The organism is Nocardia sp. IBHARD005 (assembly GCF_052814245.1).
Map to the genome: position 1 here is coordinate 590674 of NZ_CP199935.1, position 23924 is coordinate 614597.

A 23924-nucleotide genomic window follows, 5' to 3' on the forward strand; every position below is an offset into this window, starting at 1 on the left:
AGCTCGCCGGGCGGCCGTTCTTGTCCGTGTGACGGTACACACTGTTGACCCTGTGGGCAACTAGCGAGTTTCCGCCCTGGCCAGGGACTTCCGAGTTTTCCGCCCGATCTGGCGACTGCCCAGTCATGTGTGCGTTCGTATTCGGTATCCGAACAAGCCATGACACTCCTTCGCGCCCTTAGACGCGCCGAAGCACGTCCTGGTTCCATCGATTTCAGGGAGAGTCCCCTGGAGTGGTGGGAATCGGATCAGTAGCCCCGCAACAGGTTTCGGGCGTGTCGCTCCCGACCTGAAGGCGGGCCATCGCGTAGTGGTGAACGAGTTACCTACCACAGTGACTCACCCACAGACCCACGAAGGACTACGCGATGACCCACGACCATTCTGCACTGCTGACCCAACTTGATCAGCTCAAGGGCGCCGAAATCGGCACCGTGTTCGCTGAACTGATCCGCGCTGGTTTGCAAGCGTTGATCGAGGCCGAAGCCACCGAAACCCTCGGCGCGGCCCGCTACGAACGCAGCACCGACCGCACCACCCACCGTAACGGGCACCGCACCAAAACCGTGGCCACGACCAGCGGCGACGTCGAGTTGAAGATCCCGAAACTGCGGGCGGGGTCGTTCTTCCCCTCGCTGTTGCAACGCCGCCGCCGCATCGATCAAGCGTTGCACGCGGTGATCATGGAGGCCTACGTCCATGGCGTTTCCACCCGCAACGTCGATGACCTCGTCGCCGCGCTCGGCGTCGAGTCCGGGATCTCGAAATCGGAGGTCTCGAGGATCTGCGCCGGGCTCGACGCAGAGATCGCCCGGTTCCGCGACCGCACTCTGACCCACACCATCTTCCCGTATGTGTTCCTCGATGCCACCTACTGCAAGGTCCGCGTCGGCGCCCACGTCGTGTCCCAAGCGTTGGTCGTCGCGACCGGGGTCTCGATCGACGGCGGCCGGGAAGTCCTCGGCACCGCCGTCGGTGACAGCGAATCGTTCGAGTTCTGGCGCGAGTTCCTGGTCAGCCTGCGTAATCGTGGCTTGTCGGGGGTGCATCTGGTGATCTCTGACGCGCACTCAGGCTTGAAAGCCGCTGTCGCTCAACAGTTCACCGGTGCGGCGTGGCAGCGGTGTCGGGTGCATTTCATGCGGAATCTGCAGGGTGCGGTGGGTTCGAAGCACGTGCCGGCGGTGATGGCGGCGGTCAAGACGATCTTCGTCCATACCGATCCCGACGAGGTCGCTACCCAGTACGACCAGGTCGTCGAGACCTTGTCTGGGTCGTTTCCGAAGGCGGCGGCGATGCTGACCGCCGCTAGACACGACGTGTTGGCCTTCGCGGCGTTCCCGCGGGCGCATTGGTCCAAGATCTGGTCGAACAACCCGATCGAACGGTTGAACAAGGAAATCAAACGCCGCGCCGACGTGGTCGAGATCTTCCCGAACTCGGCGGCGTTTCTGCGGTTGGCGACCGCGGTCGTGATCGAGCAACACGACGAATGGCAGGTCACCCGCCGCTACGTGTCCGATGTCAGCATGGACGAGCTGCGAGCGGTGATCGTGGCCAAACAACACGCTGCCGAAGCGGTGCCGGCGCTCGCGGAGAGTGTCGAAATCGGCTAGCATTCAACATGACTCGTTGATCACTACGCAGTTTGGCGGTTGATCCGAAGTCCACCACTCCACGGGACACTATCCGATTTCACCACTGCCAGCAGCCGTCTCGTGTCCGCTAGGCTCGGCCGTTGGCACTGCGTGCCGAAGGTCGTCACCCGTCGGGTCGGCCTGTTCGATCAGGTTCGACACCGTAGGTCACGGGCGGGGAGTGTCCGCTGACTGGGGTGGCATCAAGGTACGAGGGGTGGGCAACACGATGGCCAGCGCTGGTGGGGAACTGAATGTCTCCCCGGACACGATCAAATCCCACGCCACGAATGTCTCCTCGGCTGGCTCCGGGTTGACCGAGGCCCTCGAAGCAGCTCAGGCAGTCTCCGCGCCGTCGGACGCGTTCGGAAACCTGTGTGCGTTCCTCGGGCCGTTGTTCGTGGACTCGGTCGAGACCGATGGGATCGAGGCGATCCAGGCCGCGATCGACGCGTTCGGTGACACCAGTTCGAATCTGACCGCGGTAGCGGATGCGTTCACCACGCGTGACACCACGAACGCCGCTGCGATCAAGACCCAGGAATCCGGGCTGTAATGGCCGCGAACCCGCTGATCGCGGCGAAAGAAGACACCACCGAATGGTCGACCGGGATCAGCTTGGTCAGCTCCGTGACCGATCTCTCCGACGCTATCTCCGGTGGATCGTGGATCGAAGTCGGTCTCGGTGTGGTCGGTCTGGCTGCCGAAGCGGTCTCCCTGGTCGTCGACCCCCTTGGGACTCTCGCCGGTTACGGCGTCGGCTGGCTCATCGAACACTGCCAACCCCTCCAAGACGCCCTGGACTGGATCGCGGGTGATCCCGCCCAGATCGAGGCTTACGCCAAAACCTGGGACAACGTCGCGGCCCGTATCGGTGAAGTCGGTGCCGCCCAGAACAAGGCCGTCACCACTGATGTCACGGACTGGACCGGTCAGACCGCGACCGCGTACAAGAACGCGGCATCCAACACCACCAACCTGCTCACGGCCGCCAACACCGCCGCCACGGCGGCAGCGTCGGCTATCCGGCTCGCTGGTGGGGTCGTGGCCGCGGTCCGTGAAACCGTGCGTGACCTGGTCGCCCAAACCGTGGGCCGTCTCGCGGTCTGGGCGGCGGAGCTGGTGTTCTCGGTGGGGTTGGCGACCCCGCTCGTCGCGGTGCAAGCAACCGCCTACATCGCCAAAACAGTAGCGACGATTTCGAAGTTGTTTTCGAAGCTGGCCAAGACGATGGCAAAGCTGAAGCCTCTGCTCAAACAATTGAAGAACTCGTTCGGCGATATCGCGAAGGCGTTCAAGAAGACCCCGTCGAAGTCGGGCAAGAACGCTGATACCTCGACGTCTCCGTCGAACACGACCAAGGCCGATACCCCGACCACACCGTCGACGACGAAGACCGATACGCCGACAAACCCGGCGAGTACCCCAGAGACCCCGTCGAAGACACCCGATGGTGGGGATACAGGATCACCGAAGAAGACCGATCCGTGGTCCAAAGACGACCAAACTCAGGTCGCGAATACCGATAAATCCAAGCTCACCAACCAGGACGGCGCGGACAAGCCGAACCTGAACAAGACGGAGAAGCAAACCACCGATTGTGGTGACCCGGTCGATGCCGCGACCGGTGAGTTCTTGCTCCCGGAAACTGATATCGATCTTCCTGGTGTGTTGGCGTTGGTGTTGACGCGTCGGCATCGTTCGTCGTATCGGTTCGGACGGTGGTTCGGCCCGTCGTGGGCGGCGACGTTGGATATGCGTGTTGATGTCGACCAGGTCGGGGTGAAGTTCGTCGGGCCCGACGGTGAGCTGTGGCAGTTCCCCCACACCGCCCCCGATGTTCCAGTGACACCGGTTCACAAGGGGATTCGGGCGACGATGGTCCGGACCGAGGCCGGTGGTTACCACGTGTATGACCCTGATCGTGGTCTCACCTGGGGGTTCGCCCCCGACCCGACTTTGGCGGGTTTGGACGTTCAACTCGGCAACTACGCGATCAGTGAGATCACCGACCGTCACCGCAACCGCATCCGGTTCCACTACAGCGCCGAGGGCGCTCCGACTCACGTCACCCATTCCGGCGGGTACCGGGTCGACATCGACACTGACGCAGGCCGGGTCATCGCCCTCACCGTCACTGCGGCTGCTGCCGATGTCGAGATCGCTTCCACCGAAATTGCCTCCGGCCCAAGCGCCCCGACGACCAGCCCGTCGGCGACCAAGGTGCGTGAATTCGGGTACACCGCAGGAAATCTCACCTCGATCACCAACGGTGTCGGCGCAATCACCCACTACCGGTACGACTCCGCCGGCCGGATGCTGTCGTGGCGTGATTCGCGGGGCACCGAAATGCGCAACACCTACGACTTCGCCGGTCGGGTCGTGAAACAGGTCGGCACCGACAACATCCTGTCCGCGACCTTCGCCTACGAAGACCTGCCCGAATTCGGGCGCACCCGCACCCATCACACGAACTCTCTCGGCGCGACAACGATTTTCGAGTTCGACACCGAGTTGTGCTTGCGGAACGTGATCAACCCGCGCGGTGGCACGTCGATCACCGACTACAACGAGTACCGCCAACCCGTTCGTCATGTCGACGCCCACACCAACACCACGATCTACGTCTACAACTCTGACGGTGACCTGATCCTGCTACGCCGCCCCGACCAACAATCGATCACCCTCACCTACGCAGCCCCGAAGTGCCCGGCCACGATCACCGACGTCGACGGCACGACCACCACACGCACCTACGACGAGAACACCAACCTCACCAGCGTCACCGACGCCGACGATGTCAGCACCATCTTCACCTACCACCCCTGCGGGGCTCCGGCCTCGATCACCACCTCCACCGGCGCCACCACCCACATCGACGTCGACCCCGCAGGGCTCCCCATCCGGATCACCGAACCCGACACCGCGGTCACCGTGGTCGAACGCGACAGCTTCGGTCGACCCGTCAAGGTCACAGACCCCCTCAGCAACACCAGCGTTCATCGGTATTCCGGCGAGGGAAAACTGTTGTCCCGCACCGACCCCGACGGTGCCACGCAGTCCTGGACGTATGACGGTGAAGCCAACCTGCTCACCCACACCAACCAAATCGGTGGCATCACCCGCTACACCTACGACACCTTCGACCTCGTCGCCACCCGCGAAACCCCCGACGGCGCCGTCACTTCCTACACCCACGACACCGAACGCCACCTGACCTCGGTCACCAACCCGCTCGGCGACACCTGGACCTACGAATACGACACCACCGGCAACGTGTGCACCGAAACCGACTACAACGGCTCGGTCACTCACGCCGACTACGACCTGCTCAACCGGCCAACCGTGATTACGACCCCGGCCGGTGTCCAACGCCGCCACACTTACGACCTGTTGGGTCACTTCGTCGGGGTCAGCACCGACACCGGCGAATGGATCACCCACACCTACACCCCGACCGGGCACCTCGCTTCCGCACGAAACGGAGTGCACACCAACACCATCCACACGGTGGAGTTCACTCACAGCCCTGCTGGCCGACTCCATGCCCAACAGGTGGATGGCCGTGCCATCACCTACGACCACGACTCCCACGGCCGCCGTATCGGCTACACCACCCCGGCCGGGGCCTCGACAACCTACGAATACAACCCGACCGGGCAAGTTGCGGCCTTGATCACGGGCGGGCATCGGTTCGACTTCACGCACGATTTGCTCGGCCGCCAAAATAGTTGGCACACACAAGGTCTCGGCCAGCACAACACCTACAGCCCGGCCGGTCACACCCTAAGTCGAGAACTCGCCCGACTCGACCCCCGAAGCAGCACACCGCTCCAACTCCTCGAACGTGATGAATACACCTGGCGCAGTGACGGTTACATCACCAGCCACACCACCACCAATGCACGCCACACTCGCCGCCGCGACTACACCCTCGACACGATGGGCCGCATCACCCACATCACCAACCCCAGCGGTGGACTCGCCGAGCAGTACACCTATGACTCTCTTTCCAACCTCACCACCGTCGACATCCCCACATCGCCAGCACCACCCGACCCCGGCCCCGATCCTTCCTCGCCCGAACTCAATCCCGATCCACGCTTCGAGTACCGCAACAATCTCCTCATACGCGCGGGCCGCACCCGATACCACTACGACACCGCGGGCCGTCTGATCCGCAAAGAGAAAACCCGGATCTCCCGCAAACCCGCGATCTGGCACTACCGCTACAACGCATTCGATCAATTGATCGAAGTCGCGACCGCCGAAAACGGGACCTGGTCCTACACCTACGACGCGTTCGGCCGCCGCACCAGCAAAAGCCGCCATGAGACTGACACCCGCACTGAATTCGCCTGGGACGGGGTCTATCTCACCGAGCAATCCACGTTTGCCCACGCAAAAGTGGAAACCCTCACCTGGACAAACCACCCCACCACCCACATCCCCCTCACCCAATCGGTCGACGACCAATTCTGGGCAATCGTCACCAACCTCCAAGGCGCCCCCACCCACCTCGCTGACCCCACAACCGGCGACATCACCTCATCCGCCACCGCGCCCCTCTGGGGTCAAACCACCTGGACCGGCTCCGAAACGCCCCACCGCTTTCAAGGTCAACACCACGACCCCGAAACCGGCCTCCACTACAACCACCACCGCTACTACGACCCCGAAACCGGCCGCTACCTCACCCAAGACCCCCTTGGCCTCGTGCCATCGCCAAATCCGAATACCTACCCCCACAACTCCACGGCATGGACAGATCCTCTGGGACTGACACCATGTCGAGATGAGGATGGCGCGTACCGATTCCGGTCACCCAACCCGGACCATCCAACTGACAGTCGACTCGACGACTTCATGACCAGAACTTATGACCCTATGGTCGATTGCTCGGAAATCGCCGATTTGATGTTGCGACGAGTGGATGGGGAGGGGAGTATCATCCGGTATGAGCCAGCTCCTGGGACGTCTTTGCAGACGCCAGAAAATATGGGGAGGATTTTGGAAGGATATGTGTTCCATGAGGTGTATACAGATGGACGATATGCTTATGACCCCCGCCTGTCTCAGACTCCCATTCCGCTCGGGGATTACCAGAGCGTCATGCGCAGCCTTAATCCAGGAATGAGTTGGCGATGAAGAGTTACCCATCTGATTCGACGCCAACCATGCGGGTGTTGAGAATTCTCTCAAAGCTCGGGGAGGTGGAATGGGCGCGGATAGATGTAGGTTATGACGATTACAACAAACGTCGCACGCCACCATTTGTGGTGTGGAGGTATAGAACAGAAGCGGCTGCGACCCCTAATTTTATCGTAGACGGAGTGGAGTCATATCGAGGAGCTGTCGATTGGTGTGTGGAGAACAGTCCACGACGTAGGAACTGGCTGATTCAACCATCTAGAGTACCGAATGAGTTCGTACCTCGACTTGATGTCGGCTATATGAAGCTTCCGCTCAAAATAGCGGAAGTCGACCCTGATTTCTGCGAATCTGCAATTTCAGACTTCCATAAACTCTTCGAACATCTCGACCGCGTGTGGACCCCAGTCGGACTGACCTAATAGAGGACATGAGTCGAGTGTCCGATGCGGACCGCACATTTATTGAGCTGATAAGGTGAATTCTGATCCGACCGATCGCAATGCGAAGACTGTCCGCGGCCTGATTCAGGCGGGAACTTCAACTCGGATGATGTCGTGGGCGTATCGGATGTAATTGTTCGAGCATCCGAGTCGCATGATCAGGAGATTCGACGCGTAGCGTTTGTCGCTCTTGGTTATCTGGTGCGGTTGCACAGAATATTGCCGGCGGCAAAGGTTTTCTCTGGGGTTGAGCGGCAGCGAGTGACGTGGGTTGGGAGGAAATTCTTTGTGATGAATAGAGATGAGAAGTGGGATCGCGCCAAATGGGCATGGCGGCGACCGGCCGAAGTGCCATCGGATTCCGGCGTCGGCGAGCGTCTCTCATTGATGAACCTTTTTACATCCTCGAGCATTGGTCTCGAAGAATTCGCGAGTAGGTGGTATGTTTCGCGCCGTAGGTCCATGAACGCAAAAGAGCGGGTGCGTGAGCCCTTCGATGTACTCCTAGAAGGAATATTCTTCGCACTCGAGGACATGGATGACGACGATAATCTCACGGCTGATCACCTGCACGCGCAAGTCCACGCCGTGCTTTCGAAATTGATGGATCTGTAGATCGAATAGGAAACCTTCCATGTAGCGACTTGTTGTGCCCACGTCGTACTGGCGTGTCGATGGTGTGGCAATGCTGGAGCGGTCGCGACGATCGCACGGATCATGCGCATGCACAGGCTCGCTCTTCGGAATACCCGCTACAAGAAGCTCCGCAAGTTGCGAGCTACGTTATGAGACATCCGCTAAGGGCGCATCAGGCTATCCAGGGGTCGACGATTAGTATATGGATATGATCCACATAAAAACATTTCTGCGTGATTTGGAAGAGAAGTTTTTCTGGCCTGGTCCGAATCCGAGTCCACGACTCGGGGGAGGTCACCCGGTCGAACTGCAGGGAGCTATTGATATGCGGATCAATGAGATCCAGATTCTCGATCGCGACACCTGGGATTGTATCGATGAATTGTGGGCATATCTGACATCGATGGCAATCGATCTCAAGCAACACGGATATTCTCGTACATATTTCCCTGACCAGCCGATCGAGGTTACCTTTGCTCGCGTGGGCAGAATGGATGTAAAAGTTGTATGCAATGTTGGTCGAGGTGATCTGCGATCGGCGGTAGTGCCCGAGTTGGAATTAATTTCGTCTCTCAAAGCTGCGGGAATCGAGTTCTTCACTGCGATGGGGCAGTACACCACCAACGCCTACCATGCCGAGCTGGCTGACTTGTCGAAATTGTGACCGTCCGGTTCGAAGGACCATCGACCCGATTCCTCGGTTGCTGCTGTCCCCGGAAGCTGGATAAGTATGGATTCTGATATGGCGCACCATCTCGATGGGATTGCGATGACCAAGCCGTTCATTCGAGGTCCTCCTGATTTCAGGGAATTGAATCGGAGGAGGTGAGTAGGGAGCGATGGCTGAGTGGGTGGTCGATGAGTAATTATGAGTGGTGGGGGTATGACGGGTGCGAGAAGAAGTCGCTGATGATGGTTGGGTTTCCAAATCTAAGCAGCCCACGGAAGTGTCCGCATTGTCAAGACGGTGACGTCCGTTGGTACTATCACGAGTATGGGGTCGATTTAAGAAAGGCTATTCTTATCGAATGGTGCGCCCTGTGTCGACGATTCTCGGAGATGATGATCGCTTCTCTAAGTGATCGCTATCTGATAGCTGATGATCTAGATCAGAATCTTAGGGAGCTTGTTTCGAGAAAATCGCCCATGGCCGTCCTGTGGAAACTTGAAGATAAGTGGATTCGAGGTATTCTTCCGCAGTCAGTCGCTCGAATCGGCGAGGATTGATATCTGCGGCAAGATTGACCGTCCATCTCGGCGGTGGTGATCAGGTGCCCCGGTTCTGACGTGGATGTCTGGTGCGTTCTGGCTGTCGATTACCGTGTCTGGGGTGTCCAGAGAATCGCGGCGGTCGGCAATTGCACCCTTCTACGTCATGGATGTGTGGAAAGCGGCTGCTGAACGCGCCAGGTCGCATGGGGATGTGTTGGTGCTGGCGGCGGGGCAGCCGTCTACGCAGGCGCCTGCGCCGGTGCTGCGGGCGACCAGGGCCGCCATCGATCACGAATTGTTGGGCTACACCGAGACATTCGGCATTCTGCCGCTGCGCGAGGCCATCGCGGGCCATCACAGCGAGACCTACGGCTACGACGTGCACCCCGACGAGGTGGTGGTGACGACCGGGTCGTCGGGCGCGTTCACGCTCATCTTCCTGGCCGCCTTCGACCCGGGTGACACCGTGGTGGTGGCGCGCCCCGGCTATCCCGCCTACCGCAACACGCTGTCCGCGCTCGGCTGTGCGGTCATCGAACTGGACTGCGGCCCGCAGACCAGATTCCAGCCGACCGTGGCGATGCTCGAAGCGCTGCCGGAGCCGCCGAAGGGTCTGGTGGTGGCCAGCCCGGCCAACCCGACGGGCACCATGATCGACCCCACCGAACTCGCCGCGCTGGCCCGCTGGTGTGAACAGCACGGCACGCTGCTGATCTCCGACGAGATCTACCACGGCATCACCTACGCGGGCGCGAGCACGCCGACGTCCTCGGCGTGGGAGTTCTCCCGCGAATCGGTGGTGATCGGTTCGGTGTCGAAATACTTCTCGATGACCGGCTGGCGGCTCGGCTGGATGCTGGCTCCGGCTGACCTGCGCCCGGCGCTGCAACGGCTGGCGTCGAATATGACGGTGTGCCCGCCCGCGATCTCCCAGTACGCGGCCGTGCACGCTTTCGGGCCGGAAGCCATGGATGAACTGGACGGGCATGTGCGCCGGTACGCGCGCAACCGGTCGCTGCTGCTGGAGGGTTTGCCCGCGATCGGAATCACCGATCTCGCCCCGGCCGACGGCGCCTTCTACGCCTATGCCGATATTGGACATTTGACCGACAATTCCCGGGCTTGGTGCGCCGAGGTGCTCACCGAAACCGGCGTCGCACTAGCACCCGGGCTCGATTTCGACACCACAAATGGAAACCACACGGTCCGTTTCTCCTTCGCGGGCGCCACCGACGACATCGCCGCAGCGCTGGAGCGTCTCGGACGGTTCCTGAAGGGCTGATCCGGCCCCTTGTCAACAGTGATGTGCGACAACAACTTTGCGTAGTACGAACACATCTGTGCCGGGATGCGGTAAAACTCAGTTATCCCGAATTCCCAGTGTTTCCCCGATGACGATTGCGCACGGTTGAACTGATGATGACTGGCACTCCTGCACGGTGACCACCGCAACGACCCCGAAAGGCGAACGACGTCGGCAGGCTCTGGTGGCGGCGGCGGCTGAGCTGTTGCTCGAAGGCGGCTTCGACGCCGTGCGACATCGTTCGGTGGCCTCACGAGCCGATCTTCCACTCGCGTCGACCACCTACTACTTCGAATCGCTGGAAGATCTGATCGCCCGTGCCGTGGAGTTCAGCGGCGCGATCGAACTCGACGCGATGCGCCGCCGGGTCGGCGAGGTCAGCCATCGCAGGCGCGGCACTGACGCGACGGTCGAGCTCGTCCTCGACGTGCTCGTCGGCCCCGACGACGGCGACCTGGACGCCCGCGGCCAGCTCATCGCCCGCTACGAGCGTTCCGTGGCGTCGGCCCGTCATCCCGAGTTACGTGAGGTCCAGCTCCGACTACGCACGCAGCTCGAAGAACTGCTCGCCGACGTGCTGCGCCGCTCCGACCGGGTGGTGCGCCCCGAGCAGTTACGCAGGCTGGTGGCCGTCGTCGACGGTGCGGTGGTCGCCGCGCTGATCGAAGGCCACCCCGAGCCCCGCCGACCCGCCAGGGCCGGTCTGCTCGAAATGATCGACATCGTCGCCCCGCCCATGGTCCCGAACATGATGCCCCAGCAGGCCGAATGGGTGCGGCAATTAGACTGAGTGCTCGTGAGCCTCGTCCCGAATGTCCTCGCCACCCGATACGCCAGCCCGGAGCTCGTCGCGCTCTGGTCGCCCGAGAACAAGATCGTGCTCGAGCGCCGGCTGTGGCTGGAGGTGCTGCGCGCGCAGGCTGAACTCGGAATCGAAGTCCCCGCAGGGGTTGTCGACGATTATGAACGCGTGATCGGCCAGGTGGACCTGGCCTCGATCGCCGAGCGTGAGCGGGTCACCCGCCACGACGTGAAGGCGCGCATCGAGGAATTCAACGACCTCGCCGGGCACGAACACGTGCACAAGGGCATGACCAGCCGCGACCTCACCGAGAACGTCGAGCAGCTGCAGATCCGGCTCTCCCTCGAACACGTCTACAAGCACGGCATCGCCATCGCGGCGCGGCTGGCCGAGCGGGCCGCCGAGTATCAGACGCTGGTGATGGCCGGGCGTTCGCACAATGTCGCCGCGCAGGCCACCACGCTGGGCAAGCGCTTCGCCTCCGCCGCCGACGAGATGCTGGTGGCCCTCGCCCGGATGCGCGACCTGATCGACCGCTACCCGCTGCGCGGGATCAAGGGCCCGATGGGCACCGCCCAGGACATGCTCGACCTGCTCGACGGTGACACGGGCAAGCTCGCCGCCCTCGAACGGCAGGTCGCCACCCACCTCGGCTTCGCGACGGTGTTCACCAGCGTGGGTCAGGTGTACCCGCGGTCGCTGGATCACGATGTGCTGTCGGCGCTGGTGCAGCTGGGTGCCGGGCCGTCGTCGTTCGCGCACACGATTCGGCTGATGGCCGGTCATGAGCTGGTCACCGAGGGTTTCCAGCCGGGCCAGGTCGGGTCGTCGGCGATGCCGCACAAGATGAACACCCGATCCTGCGAGCGGGTGAACGGCTTGCAGGTGATCCTGCGCGGCTACGGCTCGATGGCGGCCGAGCTGGCGGGCGCGCAGTGGAACGAGGGTGACGTGTTCTGCTCGGTGGTGCGCCGCGTCGCGCTGCCGGACGCGTTCTTCGCCATCGACGGGCAGATGGAGACCTTCCTGACCGTGCTCGCCGAGTTCGGCGCCTACCCGGCGGTGGTCTCGCGTGAGCTCGACCGCTACCTGCCGTTCCTGGCGACCACCCGCATCCTGATGGCGGCGGTGCGCGCGGGTGTGGGCCGCGAGACCGCGCACGAGGTCATCAAGGAGCACGCGGTGGCCGTGGCGCTGGCGATGCGTGAGCAGGGGCGCGAGCCCGACCTGCTCGATCGCCTCGCCGCCGACGACCGGATGCCGCTGGACCGGGCCGGGCTGGACGCGGCGCTGGCCGACAAGGCGGCGTTCATCGGCGCGGCCTCGGATCAGGTGTCCGAGGTGGTCGCGCAGGTGCAGAAGCTGGTCGAGTCCGATCCGGACGCCGCGCGCTACACGCCGTCGCCGATTCTCTAGTTCTCCTCGAGTGATCCGGCGTAATCGTGCAATCCGCCTCGTTCTGATCAGTTTTCTGACTAGAACTCGTCGAATTGCACGATTTCGCCGGGGTTACCGTACGTGGGTGAATCCGTACACGATCTTCACTGACATCATCGCCGGGGCCGCCCCGTCCTCGAAGGTCTACGAGGACGACGAAGTCTTCGCTTTCATGGACATTCGTCCTGTGACGCCGGGGCACGTTCTGGTAGTGCCCAAGGTGCCCGCACCGAGTCTGGCCGATCTCGATCCCGCGCTGGGCGGCAAGCTCTTTCAGGTCGGGCAGCGGATCGCCGCCGCGCTCCGCAGCAGCGAAGTGGCGGCCGACGGGGTGAATTTCTTTCTCGCCGACGGGGTTACGGCCGGGCAGGAGGTCTTCCACGTGCACCTGCACGTGATCCCGCGGACACCCGGTGACGGCTTCGGCTTGCGCGCGCGGCCGACAACTCCCGCACGGGCGGATCTCGACTACCTGGCCGGTTCGATCCGGGGCGCGCTCACCCGCTGACCGGCATTTCGGGCGAAGCGGTCATTGCAAACCGGGGAGTTTGCTGAAGAAACGCCCGAAACGCCAAATGCTTCCAGTTCGTTCACCTGTGGGTTACCTTGGACTGTCATTGGCATGCGGTTATGGAGGGTAGATCGTGCGTCGTACAGGTGTTGCTGCTGTAGTGCTGGCTATTGCTCTCGGTGTGATCGGACCGGCGGTGGTTCACCCCACGACGGCGTCCGCCGCACAGATCATCGGAGTCAACGAACTGACTCCGCACCGGACGGCTATCACCGTCACCTCGCCCGCGATGGGCCGTAATGTCGATCTACAGGTGCTGCATCCGGCGGGCGGTGGCTCGCGCGGCACGTACTACCTGCTCGACGGGCTCGACCCCGGCATCGGCCAGAGCACCTGGACCAACGCCACCGACGCCGAAGCCTTCTTCCGCGGCAAGAACGTCAACGTGGTGCTGCCGATGGGCGGCCAGGCCAGCTACTACACCGACTGGACCGCCGATGATCCGCGTTTCGGCCGGTACAAGTGGGAAACGTTCCTCACCCAGGAACTGCCCGGCCTGATCGACGGACACTTCAACGGCAACGGCGTGAACGGCATCGGCGGGCTGTCCATGGGCGGCAACGCGGCCTACATCCTGGCCGCCCGCCACCCCGGCCTCTACCGTGCCGTAGCCGGTTACAGTGCCTGTCCGGACATCGCGATGGCGGCGGGCGCGATGATGTTCTCCATCGTCAATCGTGGCGGCAACCCCGGCAACATGTGGGGCGCGCCCGGCAGTCCCGAGTGGGCCGCACACGACCCGGCCCTGATGATCGAAGCGCTGCGCGGCAAGGCGCTGTACATGTCGACCGGTACCGGGATTCCCGGCCCGCACGAGGCCGAACTCAAGCCGACGCTGGCCGAGAACATCTTCCTCGGCGGACCCATCGAACTCGGCGTCAACACCTGCATGGTGGCCTTCGACCAGCGCCTGCGCGGCGCGGGCATCGGCGCCAGGATCGACTACCACCCGGTGGGCACCCACTCCTGGTCCTACTGGGAGGACGCCTTGCACGCCTCGTGGCCGGTCATCGGACCCGCCCTCGGGGCCTGACAACCTCCACACCCGACCCGGTTCGACGGCTGCTACGGCCGCAGAGCCGGGTCGCGGTGCGTTCGGGCCACCTCGCCGATCGTCGACGCAGGATCGCCCTCTTTCGTGTCGGGGTCGGTGCGTCGAGCCACTCCCGGACTCCGGCGACGTCACCGCCGCGCAAGATAGTTGCCTCGAGCGGGCCCAGCTGTACCCGGCCGAGCACGTCGGGACCGGAACCAGGAGCGGCTCCGGAGGGCCTTCGGCAGATGCGCGGAAATACTCAGCGGCCGGCATGAGCGCACTGCCACCAGCGGCAGACGGCCGAGTTGGCGGGCCCGGTTGGAGTGGGGCGGCTACGGTGGACGGATGGCTGGCGAGAATGAGACTGTGTCGGCGCCGATCGCGAAGAAGGCGCCCTTCGAGCGGGTCCACCACGGTGACACGTTCGTCGACGACTACGAGTGGCTACGGGACAAGGAAGACCCCGAGGTCATCGCGTATCTGGAGGCGGAGAACGCCTTCACCGCGGCGCAGACCGACCAGCTGCAGCCCCTTCGGGACAAGATCTTCGACGAGATCAAGGCCAGGACGCAGGAGACCGATCTCTCGGTGCCGACGCGACTGGGCGACTACTGGTATTACTCGCGCAGTTTCGAGGGCAAACAGTACGGCGTGCACTGCCGCTGTCCCATCGACGCGAACGCCGAGGGAATCGACGCGTGGACGCCGCCGCAGCTCGAGGTGGGCTCCGCGGGGTTGTCGGCGGACCCGGCGGCGGCAGCGGAGCGTGACCACGCAGGGCCCTCGACAACCTCGCAATTCGACGCAGCGATCGAGGGCGAGCAGGTGCTGCTCGACAGCAATATCCTCGCCGAGGGGCTGGACTTCTTCGCCCTCGGCGCGTTCTCACTGAGCCACGACGGCAACCTGCTCGCCTACTCCGTCGACAGCTCCGGCGACGAGCGCTACACACTGCGGATCAAGGACCTGCGCACCGGTGAGCTGCTGCCCGACGAGGTGGCGGGCGCGGCACCTGGGGCCACCTGGTCACTGGACGGTACGCACATCTTCTATCAGACCGTCGACGAGTCATGGCGCCCCGACACCGTGTGGCGCCACCGCGTCGGCACCGGTTCCGACGCCGATGTGACGGTGTTCCACGAGCCCGACGATCGCTACTGGGTGAGCGTCGGCGCGACCCGTTCCGAGAAGTACCTGATGGTCTGGCTCGGTTCCAAGATCACCACCGAGGGCTGGGTCCTGGAATCGGACAACCCCGAGGGCGAGTTCCGGGTGCTGTTGCCGCGCCGCGAAGGTGTGGAGTACTCGGCCGAGCACGCGGTGATCGCGGGCCAGGACAAGTTTCTGATCCTGCACAACGATGTGATCGACGGGGTGAAGGCGGAGAACTTCGTGCTCGCCGTCGCGCCCGTCACCGACCCGTCGGACATGACGACGCTGATCGGGCATCGCGAGGACGTGCGGCTCGAGGACATCGACGCCTTCGCCAACCACCTGGTGCTCGGCTACCGGCGCGACGCGCTGCCGCGCCTGTCGGTGTGGCCGCTCACGCCGGAGGGCTTCGGCGAACTGACCGAGCTCGACTTCGGACTCGAATTGTTCTCCGCCGGTGCGGGTTCGAGCCCGGAGTGGGAGCAGCCAACGCTGCGAGTCGGCGTCACCTCGTTCATCACGCCGATGCAGGTGTTCGACTACGTACCCGCCACCGGTGAGCTGCTGCTGCGCAAGGAACAGCCGGTGCTCGGTGGTTACGACGCAGGCGACTATGAGCAGCATCGTGATTGGGCCACCGCCGCCGACGGCACCCGGATTCCGATCTCGATCATCAAGCGCAGCGGGCTGCCCGACGGGCCGAAACCCACACTGCTGTACGGATATGGCTCCTACGAGGCCAGCATCGACCCGTCGTTCTCGGTCTCGCGGCTGTCGCTGCTCGATCGCGGCATGGTGTTCGCGGTGGCGCATGTGCGCGGCGGCGGCGAGATGGGCAGACTCTGGTACGAACACGGCAAGACGCTGCTGAAGAAGAACACCTTCACCGACTTCGTCTCCTGCGCAAGCCATCTCATCGACACCGGCGCCACCGCGCCCGACCGGTTGATCGCCGACGGTGGCAGCGCGGGCGGCCTGCTGATGGGCGCGGTCGCCAACCTCGCCCCGGAACTGTTCACCGGCATCATCGCCAACGTCCCCTTCGTCGACCCCCTGACCTCCATCCTCGACCCGTCGCTGCCGCTGACGGTGATCGAATGGGACGAATGGGGAAACCCGCTGCGGGACAAGGACGTCTACGAGTACATGAAGTCGTACTCGCCCTACGAGAACGTCGAGGCCAAGAACTACCCGGCCATCCTGGCGATCACCAGCCTCAACGACACCCGCGTGCTCTACGTGGAACCGGCCAAGTGGGTGGCCAAACTGCGCGCCACCAAGACCGGCGACAACGAGGTGCTGCTCAAGACGGAGATGACCGCAGGCCACGGCGGTGTGAGCGGGCGCTACGAGAAGTGGAAGGAAGTCGGCTTCGAGTACGCGTGGGTCCTCGACCGCGTGGGTCTCGCGGACGCGTGATCGGTGCCGCCATGGGCTCCGATCAGCTGGTCGGGGCCCATTTCGGGTGGTGATTGCCGCACCGGCCGCAGCGGTGAGGAGTGCGCCGGAATTCGTTCGGGCGTCATCGGTGTAGCACTCGGGTGTCATCTGCGGCTGTCACCGTTGTGTGCATGAACGCTGAGCTGATCGTTTCGGTGTCGGGGATCCGGGATACGACGCGCGACGCCGCGATCGAGTTCGCCGGGGAGATGGACGCGCGGGGTGTGCGGCTGTCGTTGCTGGTCGCGCCGCGATTGAAGGGCAAGTACCGGCTGGTCGACGATCCGGCGACGCAGTCGTGGCTGCGCGGGCGGCGCCTCGAAGGCGACGCGATCGTGCTGCACGGATACGACCAGGCCGCCACCAAGGCCCGCCGCGCGGAGTTCGCCGACCTGCCGCGACACGAGGCGACGTTGCGGCTCAAGGCCGCCGATCGGGTGATGGAGCGGGTGGAACTGCGCACCCGGCTGTTCGCCGCGCCGCGCTGGGATGCCTCGTCCGGTGCGCTCGCAGCGCTGCCAGAGGTGGGGTTCCGGATGGCATTCGGGCTGACCAGCATGCTCGACCTGGAACGTGATGTGGCCCAACGTGCTCGGGTGTACGGGATCGGTGAGGGCTTCCGGGCCGAACCGTGGTGGTGCCGGGCGCTGGTGATGGGTGCCGCGCGCACCGCTCGGCGCGGTGGCGTGCTGCGGTTGGCGGTGTCGGCGGCGCAGTTACAGCGGTCGGGTCCGCGCCAGGCGATGCTCGACGCGGTCGATCTCGCGCTGTACCACGGTGCCCGCAGCGACGTATACCGCTGGGAGACCTACCCGGAAGCCAGAGCTGCCTGACCAGGCCGCCGCCGCGCGCGTACTGGCGATCAGTGCGCGGCGGTGGCCTCGGTGTGTTCCCCGGGAGTTTCGAGCCTTCTTGCCGGAAACGGCGGCTGTCCTTGCCCAGTTGATCGAGTGGTTTCCGCTAGTTGTGCAGATGGCAGTGGCCGAAGCGTTGTTCCTGACCGGCTACCGCTGACGTCAGAACTGGCCCTGGTCCTCGGGTTCGAGTACGCGGAACTCGGTGCCTGCCGGGGCCATCTCGGTCAGCCTGCCGAAGTAGGTGCCGTAGGCCGAGGGATCGATGATGCCGAAGTGGATGGGGACGGCGGTGCGTGGATTGACCGCGCGCAGGTAGTCGACGGTGTCCCAGATCCGCATCCACGGGGCGACGGCCGGGATGGCGAGCACGCCGACCGGGACCGGCGGCACCCACAGCGAGTCGCCGGGGTGGACCAGCTGGGCGGGGTCGGCCTCGGTGCCGAGCTGGAACACGGTGTTGTCGATCACCGGGATCTCCGGGTGGATCACCGCGTGCCTGCCACCGCCGCCGGTGATCTGTAACTCGCCGATATCCAGCACCTGGCCGGCCGAAACCGGCTCCCAGCCCTCGCTGCGCTGCTGCGCGGTCTGCGGATCCGACAGCAGGCGGGCGCCGGGATTGTTCTCGATGAGGTCGCCGATCCGGTTCGGATCGATGTGGTCGGGATGCTGGTGGGTCACCGCGATCGCGTCCAAGCCGGTGATGCCCTCGAAGCCGTGCGCGAAGGTGCCGGGGTCGAACAGCACTTTCACGCCGTGCAGTTCCACGAGGATGCAGGAATGACCGAAGTGGGCGATGCGCATACCCGATGCTAAGCCGCCGCGACCCCGGAACGCGGGCGCGACGGCCCTGTCAACTAGGATTTCTGGGGTAACCCACACACCACTTGAGGAGCAACGCGTGGCACGAGTCGTGGTCGAGGTCATGCCGAAGGCCGAGATTCTGGACCCCCAGGGACAGGCCGTGGTCGGCGCGCTCCCGCGTCTGGGATTCGCTGGAATCTCGGATGTGCGGCAGGGCAAGCGATTCGAGCTCGAGGTGGACGACAGTGTGTCGGACGCTCAGCTCGAGCAGATCGCCGAGGCGCTGCTGGCGAACACGGTGATCGAGGACTGGAAGGTCGTTCGGGTCTCGTGAGCGGGCGCATTGGCGTAATTACTTTTCCGGGGACGCTCGACGATGTCGACGCCGCTCGGGCGGTTCGGTTGGCCGGCGCCGAGGCTGTGAGCCTGTGGCATGCCGATGCCGACATCAAGGGTGTCGACGCCGTGATCGTGCCCGGCGGGTTCTCCTACGGGGATTACCTGCGGTGTGGGGCGATCGCGCGATTCGCGCCGGTGATGGGCGAGGTTGTTCGCGCCGCCGGGCAGGGTCTGCCGGTGCTCGGCATCTGCAACGGATTCCAGGTTTTGTGTGAGGCCGGGTTGCTGCCGGGTGCGCTGACCCGTAACGAGGGACTTCACTTCATCTGCCGGGACGAGTGGTTGAAGGTCGAGGGGACCGACACCGCGTGGAGTTCGCGGTATGAGCCGGGTGCGCAGATCCTCGTTCCGCTGAAGTCGGGCGAGGGGCGTTACCAGGCTTCGGAGAAGGTGCTCGACGAGCTCGAAGGCGAAGGCCGCGTGGTGTTCCGGTACGCCGGTGACAACCCGAACGGATCGCAGCGCGGGATTGCCGGGATCTCCTCGGCCAACGGGCGGGTTGTCGGTTTGATGCCGCATCCCGAGCACGCGACCGAGGCATTGACCGGACCCAGCGATGACGGTCTCGGAATGTTCTTCTCGGTGATCGATAGTTTGATCAGCGCCTGATTGCTGAATCCCCGGTGAGTACATGGGTAACTCACCGGGGACGGGCTGACTCCAAAAAGGCGTACCGGCGGCCGCGTTGTCACGGTCGACGATCCTAGGTCTGGCCAGGATTCGCGGGGAGGCGGCACAGGATGTCGAAGTCGACCCCGTTCGCCATGGCCAGGTGGGCGGGGCCTACTGCTTGATTGCCCAGAAAACCGCGGCGAGTTGCCGGTCCGTCCAGCACCAGACCGGTTTCCGCCGCGGCGGTGATGGTTGCCACGTCGAGGGTGCCCGTCGTATCGGCCAGGGTGTTCAGCAGGTGGATCGCCTCGTAGGTGGAGTTGCTGAAAGTGGTCAGCGCCGGGGCGAATTGGCCCTGGTGCCGGTGGTAGCGGGCGCGCCGCGCCCGGCCTTCGGTGGTGCGGTTGTCGATGAAGAAGCTCGAGGCCACGTAGAGGTTGGTGTTCGCCGACGGGCCCGCGCTGAGTAGCACGTTCTCATCGACCGCCGGGCTGAGGCGGGGCATGACAGCGGGCAGGCCGGTAGCGGCGAACTGGCGATTGAAACGGGCGGTGTCGGCGCCGACCATGAGGATCAGGACCGCGTCGGCCAGCAGCAGCGCCGGGTTCTCCAGGAAATCGCTGAAATCGGTGGTGCCGAGGGGGACGTAGTGCTCGACGATGATGTCGTACGGGTTGGGCAGGGATCGGCGAAGAGTCAGTGCTGTCCGGCGGGGCCAGATGTAGTCGTTGCCGATCACCGCCCAGCGGCGCACTCCTAGTTCGCGGCCCATCCAGGCGGCGGCGGGGACGGTTTGGTGGTCGGGATGCTCGCCTACCAGCATGACACCGGGGCGTTCGTCGGGAAGACCCTCGTGGTCGGTGGCGTAGAGGTAGGGGACCCGAGCGTCCACGGCATCGGCAACTGCTCGGCGCACCGCCGAGGTGTGCCAACCGGTGATCGCACCGACCATTCCGGTGGCCAGGAAGGCCGCTACTTCGGCGGCGACTTCGGCCGGTTCGCGGCCGCCATCGATGGTCGTGAGGTGGATTTCGCGGCCGAGAATTCCTGTGCCGCTATTGATTTCGTCGACGGCGAGGGAAATGGCGGCGGTACACGATGGCGCGATGATGCCACCAGGGCCCTGCGTGGGGACAATCGAGAGAATCTCGATCGTCTCATCCCGGCTCTGACCGAACAAAGGCACTCTGTACTCTATCGCCTGGCACGAACAGGATTGTTCGAATGAATTTTTCGGCAGGTGGGAATGCAATCGGTGGCCATCATAAGTGGGTATTCCACGCTGCACGGCGCGCTGCGCTCCGCGGAGCGCAACTGGGTAGGCCGGCTCGAATCGGCGCTGTCGGCTGACAACCTCACGGCCGACCATTGGGCGATCCTGTCGCAGTTGTCCACCGACGACGGGATGACGATGTCGGAACTGGCCGCGCAGGCGCGGCTTGCCCCGTCCTCGGCCACCCGGCACGCGGACAACCTGGCCGAACGCGGGCTGATCTTCCGGGTCGCCGCCACCGACGATCGGCGCCGGATCCTGATCGGGTTGAGCAGCCTCGGTGCCAAGCTGGCCGCCAGGATCCGCGCGCAGGAGAAGCTCGCGGAGGAAGAGTTACGGTCGCGCCTCGGGATTCGCCGCTACGGCGAACTGGTGGCCGCGCTCGCGGTGATCGCCGAACGCGACGACTGATCCGGGCACCGTACTTCCCGGTGCGGGGTGCCCGGGCGCGGTGTCGTGCCTAGGATCGCAGGATGCCGGTTTCCTTGACAGCGGCCACGGCCAGCGGATTGTGTGCCTTCATCGATGCGTCACCCTCGCCTTTCCATGTGTGTGCGACGGTGGCGGCCGAGCTGGACGGCAACGGGTTCACGCCGTTGACCGAGGCGTCGGCGTGGGACGACGCGGGCGGGAAACACTATGTGGTGCGCGGTGGTTCGCTGATCGCGTGGGCTGATTACGACGCGGTGCCCGCTGCTCCGTTCCGGGTGGTCGGCGCGCATACCGACAGCCCCAATCTGCGGGTGAAGCAGCATCCGGACCTGGCGGGTGCCGGGTGGCAGCTGGTCGGGCTCGAGCCCTACGGCGGGGCCTGGCTGAACTCCTGGCTGGACCGGGAGCTGGGTCTGTCGGGGCGGCTCAGTGTGCGCGAGGGTGCGCGGATGCGCGATGTGCTGGTACGCATCGACGAGCCGATCCTGCGGGTGCCGCAGCTGGCTATTCACCTGTCCGAGGACCGGCGCGGGGTCACCCTCGACCCGCAACGGCACGTGAACGCCATCTGGGGCATCGGCGACGCACCCGCGTCGTTCCTCGACTTCGTCGCCGAGCGGGCCGGGGTCGACGGTGCCGACGTGCTCGGCTGGGAACTGATGACCCACGACCTCGCGTCGAGCACGATCGTCGGTCGCGATCTCGATCTGGTGAGTGCGCCGCGGCTCGACAATCAGGGCACCTGCTACGCCGGGTTGCAGGCGTTCCTCGCGGCCGCCGACGAGCCGGGGGCGGCGACGGCGGTGCTGGTGATGTTCGACCACGAGGAGGTCGGGAGTCAGTCCGATCGTGGGGCGCAATCAGATCTGCTGCCCGCGGTGCTGGAGCGGATCGTGCTGGCCCGAGGTGGTGGGCGTGCGGATTACCTTGCCGCGCTTGCCGGTTCGGTGGTGGCCTCCGGCGATATGGCGCACGCGACGCACCCGAACTACCCGGACCGGCACGAGCCCGCGCATCGCATCGACGTCGGCGGTGGGCCGGTCCTCAAGGTGAATCAGAACCTGCGCTACGCCACCGACGCGGCGGGCGCCGGCGCGTTCGCGCTCGCGTGTGCGCAGGCCGACGTGCCGCTGCAACGCTATGTCCACCGCGCCGACCTGCCGTGCGGCTCGACCATCGGCCCGATGACGGCCGCCCGCACCGGCATGTCGACCGTCGACGTCGGCGCACCCCAGCTCGCGATGCACTCCTGCCGCGAACTCATGGGCGCCGCCGACGTCCCCGCCTACGCCTCCGCCCTAGCCGCCTTCCTCACCCCCGAAGCCTGACCTCGCCTTGGACGGTTGATCACCAGGCCATCAGGGAGACATCGCCCGAGTGCGAAAATCCCTGACGGCCTGGTGATCAATCGTCCAGGCTGGGGTGTGGTGAGGGTTTCGCTGGTTCGGGTGTTGTGGTGGGGATTCGGGTGGGGTGGTAGGTGATTGCCGCGTAGGCGATCACGGCGAAGGTGGTCCATACGTAGCTGCTGCCGATGATCTGCTGCCACCAGGCCCAGGCGAGCTCCTTGTCGCCTGAATGTGGCAGGACCCATTGTGGGCCGACGATGAACATCACCGTGAACACGGCGACGAGGGTGGTGAAGGTGCGGGAGCGGCGGCGGTCGGCCAGGACGACGGCGACGACCAGTGCGGGGGCCACCCAGACCCAGTGATGCGACCACGACACCGGCGAGACCAACAACACCGCGGCCGCGTTCACCAGTAGCGCGCCGACATCGTTGCCCGCGCCGATCAGCCGATACATCCACACCGAGGCCAGCGCGATCGTCAACGCCGACAGGCCGATCCACAGGCCCGTCGCCAGCGATTCGTCCATGCCGAGGCGGAACAGGGTGCCCTTGATCGACTGGTTGCCCGCGAAGTAGGGCGTGCCGATGCGGCCGGTGTCGGACACGGTGTGGAACCAGTACTCGACCGAGTCCTTGGGGAACAGCAGGAAGCCGGCGCCCACCGCGCCAGCCGCCGACGCGACCATGGTGGCCGCGGCCTTCCAGTCCCGGCGGATCAGGAAATACAGCAGGTAGCCTGCCGGAATCAGCTTGATCGACACCGTGATGCCGATCAGCATCCCGCGCGGCAAGAACGGCTTGCGCGCGAGAATGTCGATGGCGACCGCGGCCATCAGGATCAGGTTGATCTGACCGAAGTTGAAGGTCTGGCGGACCGGCTCGAGGTACTGGGCGAGGGCCAGTCCGGCGATCACCACGGTGAGTACCGAGACCCGGTCGAGTTCGGGACGCACGCGAACCAGCACCAGCCACAGCACGATTCCCAGGCTCGCCAGCGAGGTCAGCAGCACCACGACCTCGGCCACCACCAGCGGCATCAAGGCCAGCGGCACGAAGAACATCGCGGCCAGCGGGGGATAGGTGAACGGCAGGCCGAGCCCGTACACCGGCGGCATCGGGCCGTACAGGTCGCCGCCGTCGAGCCACACGCGCGCGCCGTTGCGGTAGACCTGCAGGTCGATGAACCCGTGCCACCAGTGTGCGAGCAGCGCGACGGCCGCGGAGACCACGAACAATCCGACGGCGGCGATCAGCCGGCGTCGTTGGCGGTCCGGGTGGTCGGAATTCTGTTCCACAGGGCTAGAGCTCGGTTCCGCACCCTGCGCGGGAGCAGGCGGCTCGACCTGCTCGGTAACCCCCGGACTTTCGTTCACGGC

General features: G+C 64.4%; 19 protein-coding genes. 16 read left to right on the forward strand and 3 right to left on the reverse strand.

Annotated elements, in window-relative coordinates; all coding sequences use genetic code 11:
• Positions 1 to 368 precede the first annotated feature (368 nt).
• The 12 genes from ACTWPB_RS02795 (at position 369) to ACTWPB_RS02850 (ending at position 17653) form a co-directional block, all read left to right on the forward strand.
• Positions 369 to 1616: an IS256 family transposase gene (locus ACTWPB_RS02795; RefSeq protein WP_446222569.1), complete on the forward strand. Its 1248-nt coding sequence runs from the start codon at positions 369 to 371 to the stop codon at positions 1614 to 1616.
• Positions 1617 to 1854: 238 nt separating this feature from the next.
• Complete coding sequence (locus tag ACTWPB_RS02800; RefSeq protein ID WP_446224170.1) at positions 1855 to 2193, forward strand: type VII secretion target; 339 nt, start codon at positions 1855 to 1857, stop codon at positions 2191 to 2193.
• A complete protein-coding gene (locus ACTWPB_RS02805; RefSeq protein ID WP_446224171.1) occupies positions 2193 to 6785 on the forward strand; it encodes an RHS repeat-associated core domain-containing protein in 4593 nt (1530 codons plus the stop codon). Before ACTWPB_RS02800 ends, ACTWPB_RS02805 begins: the two co-directional genes overlap by 1 nt.
• A 560-nt stretch (positions 6786 to 7345) precedes the next feature.
• Positions 7346 to 7846 carry a hypothetical protein gene (locus ACTWPB_RS02810; RefSeq protein WP_446224172.1) on the forward strand — a complete coding sequence of 167 codons (501 nt, stop codon included), beginning with the start codon at positions 7346 to 7348 and terminating at the stop codon, positions 7844 to 7846.
• Between the two features lie 223 nt (positions 7847 to 8069).
• Complete coding sequence (locus ACTWPB_RS02815) at positions 8070 to 8531, forward strand: hypothetical protein (RefSeq protein ID WP_446224173.1); 462 nt, start codon at positions 8070 to 8072, stop codon at positions 8529 to 8531.
• 666 nt (positions 8532 to 9197) lie between these two features.
• On the forward strand, positions 9198 to 10361 hold the full coding sequence (locus ACTWPB_RS02820; protein WP_446224174.1) for a pyridoxal phosphate-dependent aminotransferase: 1164 nt from the start codon (positions 9198 to 9200) through the stop codon (positions 10359 to 10361).
• 157 nt (positions 10362 to 10518) lie between these two features.
• Complete coding sequence (locus tag ACTWPB_RS02825; RefSeq protein ID WP_446224175.1) at positions 10519 to 11172, forward strand: TetR/AcrR family transcriptional regulator; 654 nt, start codon at positions 10519 to 10521, stop codon at positions 11170 to 11172.
• Between the two features lie 6 nt (positions 11173 to 11178).
• On the forward strand, positions 11179 to 12600 hold the full coding sequence (purB, locus tag ACTWPB_RS02830; RefSeq protein ID WP_446224176.1) for an adenylosuccinate lyase: 1422 nt from the start codon (positions 11179 to 11181) through the stop codon (positions 12598 to 12600).
• 106 nt (positions 12601 to 12706) lie between these two features.
• A complete protein-coding gene (locus ACTWPB_RS02835; protein ID WP_446224177.1) occupies positions 12707 to 13129 on the forward strand; it encodes an HIT family protein in 423 nt (140 codons plus the stop codon).
• Positions 13130 to 13265: 136 nt separating this feature from the next.
• Positions 13266 to 14225 carry an alpha/beta hydrolase gene (locus ACTWPB_RS02840; RefSeq protein ID WP_446224178.1) on the forward strand — a complete coding sequence of 320 codons (960 nt, stop codon included), beginning with the start codon at positions 13266 to 13268 and terminating at the stop codon, positions 14223 to 14225.
• A gap of 348 nt (positions 14226 to 14573) precedes the next feature.
• Positions 14574 to 16799: a S9 family peptidase gene (locus ACTWPB_RS02845; RefSeq protein ID WP_446224179.1), complete on the forward strand. Its 2226-nt coding sequence runs from the start codon at positions 14574 to 14576 to the stop codon at positions 16797 to 16799.
• A gap of 152 nt (positions 16800 to 16951) precedes the next feature.
• Positions 16952 to 17653, forward strand: coding sequence for a DUF2334 domain-containing protein (locus ACTWPB_RS02850; RefSeq protein WP_446224180.1), 702 nt, complete (start codon positions 16952 to 16954; stop codon positions 17651 to 17653).
• A 183-nt stretch (positions 17654 to 17836) separates the two neighbouring features.
• On the opposite strand, the gene ACTWPB_RS02855 is transcribed toward ACTWPB_RS02850, so the two are convergent.
• Complete coding sequence (locus tag ACTWPB_RS02855; RefSeq protein WP_446224181.1) at positions 17837 to 18481, reverse strand: MBL fold metallo-hydrolase; 645 nt, start codon at positions 18479 to 18481, stop codon at positions 17837 to 17839.
• A 97-nt stretch (positions 18482 to 18578) separates the two neighbouring features.
• Here ACTWPB_RS02855 and purS point away from each other — a divergent pair, with 97 nt between their 5' ends.
• Positions 18579 to 18815 (forward strand): phosphoribosylformylglycinamidine synthase subunit PurS, encoded by a 237-nt coding sequence (gene purS, locus ACTWPB_RS02860; protein ID WP_056818769.1) that lies wholly within the window; start codon positions 18579 to 18581, stop codon positions 18813 to 18815.
• Positions 18812 to 19489, forward strand: a complete 678-nt coding sequence (purQ, locus tag ACTWPB_RS02865) for a phosphoribosylformylglycinamidine synthase subunit PurQ (RefSeq protein ID WP_446224182.1) — start codon at positions 18812 to 18814, stop codon at positions 19487 to 19489. The genes purS and purQ overlap by 4 nt, the downstream gene beginning before the upstream one ends.
• A gap of 94 nt (positions 19490 to 19583) precedes the next feature.
• On the opposite strand, the gene ACTWPB_RS02870 is transcribed toward purQ, so the two are convergent.
• Positions 19584 to 20678 carry a substrate-binding domain-containing protein gene (locus ACTWPB_RS02870; RefSeq protein ID WP_446224183.1) on the reverse strand — a complete coding sequence of 365 codons (1095 nt, stop codon included), beginning with the start codon at positions 20676 to 20678 and terminating at the stop codon, positions 19584 to 19586.
• A gap of 60 nt (positions 20679 to 20738) precedes the next feature.
• On the opposite strand from ACTWPB_RS02870, the gene ACTWPB_RS02875 reads away from it, so the two are divergent.
• A complete protein-coding gene (locus ACTWPB_RS02875; protein ID WP_446226218.1) occupies positions 20739 to 21176 on the forward strand; it encodes a MarR family winged helix-turn-helix transcriptional regulator in 438 nt (145 codons plus the stop codon).
• A 62-nt stretch (positions 21177 to 21238) separates the two neighbouring features.
• A complete protein-coding gene (locus tag ACTWPB_RS02880) occupies positions 21239 to 22525 on the forward strand; it encodes a M18 family aminopeptidase (protein ID WP_446224184.1) in 1287 nt (428 codons plus the stop codon).
• 76 nt (positions 22526 to 22601) lie between these two features.
• Here ACTWPB_RS02880 and ACTWPB_RS02885 read toward each other — a convergent pair whose 3' ends face one another.
• Positions 22602 to 23921, reverse strand: a complete 1320-nt coding sequence (locus tag ACTWPB_RS02885) for a glycosyltransferase 87 family protein (protein ID WP_446224185.1) — start codon at positions 23919 to 23921, stop codon at positions 22602 to 22604.
• Between the last annotated feature and the right edge of the window lie 3 nt (positions 23922 to 23924).

Excerpts from the sequence above, each read along its gene's own strand:
- ACTWPB_RS02880 (WP_446224184.1), top strand. The coding sequence starts at position 21,239 with ATGCCGGTTTCCTTGACAGCGGCCACGGCCAGCGGATTGTGTGCCTTC.
- ACTWPB_RS02875 (WP_446226218.1), top strand. The coding sequence starts at position 20,739 with ATGCAATCGGTGGCCATCATAAGTGGGTATTCCACGCTGCACGGCGCG.
- ACTWPB_RS02815 (WP_446224173.1), top strand. The coding sequence starts at position 8,070 with ATGGATATGATCCACATAAAAACATTTCTGCGTGATTTGGAAGAGAAG.
- ACTWPB_RS02855 (WP_446224181.1), bottom strand. The coding sequence starts at position 18,481 with ATGCGCATCGCCCACTTCGGTCATTCCTGCATCCTCGTGGAACTGCAC.
- ACTWPB_RS02805 (WP_446224171.1), top strand. The coding sequence starts at position 2,193 with ATGGCCGCGAACCCGCTGATCGCGGCGAAAGAAGACACCACCGAATGG.
- ACTWPB_RS02795 (WP_446222569.1), top strand. The coding sequence starts at position 369 with ATGACCCACGACCATTCTGCACTGCTGACCCAACTTGATCAGCTCAAG.
- ACTWPB_RS02850 (WP_446224180.1), top strand. The coding sequence starts at position 16,952 with ATGAACGCTGAGCTGATCGTTTCGGTGTCGGGGATCCGGGATACGACG.
- ACTWPB_RS02845 (WP_446224179.1), top strand. The coding sequence starts at position 14,574 with ATGGCTGGCGAGAATGAGACTGTGTCGGCGCCGATCGCGAAGAAGGCG.